4 protein-coding genes are annotated in these 3,675 nt (G+C 46.5%); 1 reads left to right on the top strand and 3 read right to left on the bottom strand.

Annotation, left to right across the window (positions count from 1 at the left end; genetic code table 11):
• Nucleotides 1–549: CPBP family intramembrane glutamic endopeptidase (locus tag A3761_RS21260; RefSeq protein WP_156492012.1), on the top strand; the 549-nt coding region annotated here is incomplete at its 5' end.
• A gap of 78 nt (nucleotides 550–627) precedes the next feature.
• Here A3761_RS21260 and A3761_RS28035 read toward each other — a convergent pair.
• The 3 genes from A3761_RS28035 to A3761_RS21250 form a co-directional block, all read right to left on the bottom strand.
• Entirely contained in the window at nucleotides 628–1,014 is a 387-nt protein-coding gene (locus A3761_RS28035) for a hypothetical protein (protein WP_197470001.1), read from the bottom strand.
• The gene (locus tag A3761_RS21255; RefSeq protein ID WP_197470000.1) at nucleotides 1,004–2,551 is read right to left on the bottom strand and encodes a DmsC/YnfH family molybdoenzyme membrane anchor subunit; all 1,548 of its coding nucleotides are present in this window, start codon (nucleotides 2,549–2,551) and stop codon (nucleotides 1,004–1,006) included. Before A3761_RS21255 ends, A3761_RS28035 begins: the two co-directional genes overlap by 11 nt.
• A gap of 1 nt (nucleotide 2,552) precedes the next feature.
• Nucleotides 2,553–3,675 (bottom strand): molybdopterin oxidoreductase family protein (locus tag A3761_RS21250; protein ID WP_156492011.1); only part of this gene is annotated, 1,123 nt, incomplete at its 5' end.

Genomic DNA, 3,675 nt, shown 5'->3' with positions numbered 1-3,675 from the left:
TCAAGCATTCCTTACACCCTAAGTGCTCACCTTGATAAAGCCTTGGGCGCAGTATTCATCTTATTTTGCTTTCGCTACTGGGTCAGCAATAGGAGCCCTTCAAACCTGAAGAACGAAACCAACATAAAGCCCGAGCTATTCGCCAAGGTCGGCTTCGCTATGTTTGGGATTTTTCTGATCGGCTACATTTTGGGCGTCAATACAGATTTTAAATTCGGCCAGCTGACTTTCGCCTTTATTTTTATTAATCTGTTTGTGACCTGCATCGCTGAAGAAGCGTTCTTCAGGCTAATCATTCAGCGCTTTATATTCCTAAAATCGTCTACAGCCAGCGCCGCCATTATTGGCTCATCCCTTCTGTTCACTCTTGCTCACTTCCATACAGGGCCCGGGGCGATAGAGAGGCTCAGCCTAATCTTTGCCGCGGGTTTACTCTACGCATGGAGTTACCAGCGAAGCAATTCTCTGCTACTTGCTATCCTGCTTCACTTTAGCATTAACCTGATTCACTTTAGCTTCTTCGTTTATCCTGCCTCTTTTACTCATTGATGACTAAGCACGCACTAAATTCTATTGGCAATAAGGCCACTTTCTTTCGAAAGCAGCCTTCTCTTTAGTCACCTGCGATTAGTGTAGGTCAGGTACAACACCCACCTGAGGCATTTCTGCCAAACCAATGTCTCTGGCATGTTCTTCAAACCCTTTGTTCTTCCAGAAGAAAGCCCCTGGCATGGTTGTAGGTACAACCAATATATAGAAGAGTGCACGACCAACTAACAACATAATGATCATGCCAAGCCCCGCAGCGATACCAATCAGTGCAGCTGAAATACCGGTAGGCGCCCAGATAAAGAAGACTGCAGAGATAAGCAAGCCAAGCACTAAGCTGACGTTTCTCGCCAAGTAAGTATTGCCAAACGTCGTCCACTGAATGTAGTGCGCTGCTGCGCCCTCTCCCTGTTCAGTATTCAGGTAACGAGCATGAGCAACAAGACCTATTGACTCAACCAGCAAGCCAATAAAGACCAGACAAGACACTCAGAAGTGGTGCAAAGCTTAAATCTTTAAGCGAATAAGCAATACAAGCAAACACGGCAAAAACAATTCCGCCGACACTAAACATACTGCCAAAGAAGCTGGTCAATACCTGCCAATGATTCCAGAACGGGCGAGCTTTAATTCGATAGATACAGTGCATGAAGTACAAACCTATCAAAGCAGAGATCACCGCAAAACCACCCGCAATAGATATCAGCAAATCTAGGATACCCAACTGCAACCATTCATTGATCGCAGACAACACGGTATAGCCACATAGGCCCGCGAAGAACATGGCGATACCCAAGGCTTCCCGACTAAGTGGTGACCAACGCAAGTTATTAAACCCACGGTAGAAACGCAAAGGCTTACCCAGGTGCAGCGTAGAAAGGAATAAACCCAAAGCCTGAACAAAAATCATCGCACCCAATAATGGATACTTCATCGCACTTTGATCTAAAAATGCAAAGGCTTCAGGGAAGATAGACGGCCCCAACAGCAAAATCATAAAGGCACCGATCACTGCTTGAGTCGACAAGGTGAACATAACCAAAGGATTTTCTCGCGAACTTAGACGCTTCAAATTCCAAGATCGCTCTTTACCTGCTTTCTCATTTACAACTGAACGATAACTTCCATCTTCTTGCTTATGGTACTTAAGAGGCTGAACATCTGTTCGCGTCATCTCTTCCGGTAGAGTTTTGATCTGCTGGAAACGAATATTAGGTTGCGTAATTGATGGGTCAGGGAAGCCAGGGATACTCGCCTCAGTCTGCTCTCTATTTTCTGGCGTATCTTCAATAACACCAAAGTTCAATGCATTACCCAAACAGGCCGAAACACAGGCTGGCTTCAAGCCTACTTCTAAGCGGTCAACACACATATTACACTTCGATACCTGACCTTTAACCGGGTCAAGCTGTGGTGCGTTATAAGGACAAACCCAAGTACAGTAACCACAACCAAAGCAGGTATCAGGATCCTGGAGTACCGCACCATATTCAGTATGCTTGGTATAAGCCTTTGTTGGACAGCCCTTCAAACAAACCGGGTCGTCACAATGGTTACACGCCATTGATATGTTCATGCGCTTATAGTCAGGGTAGGAACCCCCTTCTACATAACCAACCGAGCGGAAAGCCAAGTGAGCCGGATTTTCATTCTTTTCACTACAAGCGGCTTCGCAGGCATGGCAACCGATACAGTTGTCAGCGGTAAAGTGAAATCCGTGCTGCTTGTTTCGATTAGGGTTGCAACCTACAGAGGGGTTTTCATTGATCTGCATCGATCGCCCCTGCTCGAACGCGCCTTCGGTCAGATCCAATAAGTCAATCTTCTGCCCATAGCGGTTTTCTTCGCTTTCGTTCTTCTTCACCTTAGGATCATACAGCTTTGCATAGCCTTGCTCGTTATCCCTGAAGGTAAAAGTCGGTCTTTCGTTGGTGTTCTTTTCTTCGTTCGGCACACCGATCTGGTCCAAGCGGTCACGAACTTTTACTAATAAATTCAGCATATTAATATCCTCTTCGCTCAGCATTTAATTGACCAGCCACCGACTGGTCGACCGGTTCTATCTTGATCGCACACTGCTTAAAGGCAGGTTGCCTTGAGTGTGGGTCAAGCAAACCAAGCGAGACACGATTAACACAATCATGAAAGTGAAAAGGAATGAAAACCATATTTCTAGGAACTCTCTGCGTTAGCTGTACCATCACCACGGCATCACCGCGGCGCGAAACAATTCTCACATACGATTGATGCGCTACGCCTAACTCTGCAGCTGCGTCAGGGTTCATTTCCATGTAGGGGGTTGGGCTGAACTTATTCAGGTTACCCAACTTCCCGGTCTTAGTTCGGGTATGGAAGTGCTCCACTACCCGGCCACTATTCATCCAGAAGGGGTACTTGTCGCAAGGTGTTTCATTATTCTCGATATACGGCAAAGGAATCAGGTTCGCCTTCTTGCTCTTAGTCTGGAACTTACCGTCCGTATACAAACGAGGGTCGCCCTTGCCACTGTCATTTCCTTCGCGATAAGGCCAATGAATCCCTCTGGCTTCTTCCAGTATTTCATGCGTCATACCTGAAATATCTAAGGTTCTGCCATCACCTTTCGATAGCTGGCGCATTTCTTCAAAGGCCTCTGCCGTGGTATCAGGGAAGTTAATCTTCTGGCCATTCTCAAAACGCTTGACCATTTCGTTAAAGATCCAGAAATCCGGCTTAGAGTTGGCATAAGGCTCCACCACTTTACGCACGAGGTTTACACGTCGCTCTGTATTAGTGAAGCAACCTTCCTTCTCTGCCCAAACCGAACCCGGAAGATAGACATGAGAATATTGATTGGTTTCAACGTCACGGTAACTATCCTGAACAACCAAGAACTCCAGTTTCTCAAGCGTCTTACGAATTCGAGAAGTTTGCGGCATCGAGGTCATGGGGTTAGTCGCGATCAACCACAAGGATTTAATCTGGCCGGTTTCAATTGCCGGGAAGATATCGGTTTGTTGCATCCCACGCTTAGTCGGAAAGAAGTCAGCATCAATGCCCCAAAAATCAGCAATTTCCTGGCGATGCTCTTCATTTTCCAAAGCCCTGTAGCCTGGTAAGCCAGAACAAGAAGACCATTCACGCGTC

Source organism: Oleiphilus sp. HI0123, assembly GCF_001635315.1.
This window is presented reverse-complemented; position numbering and strand designations above follow the sequence as displayed.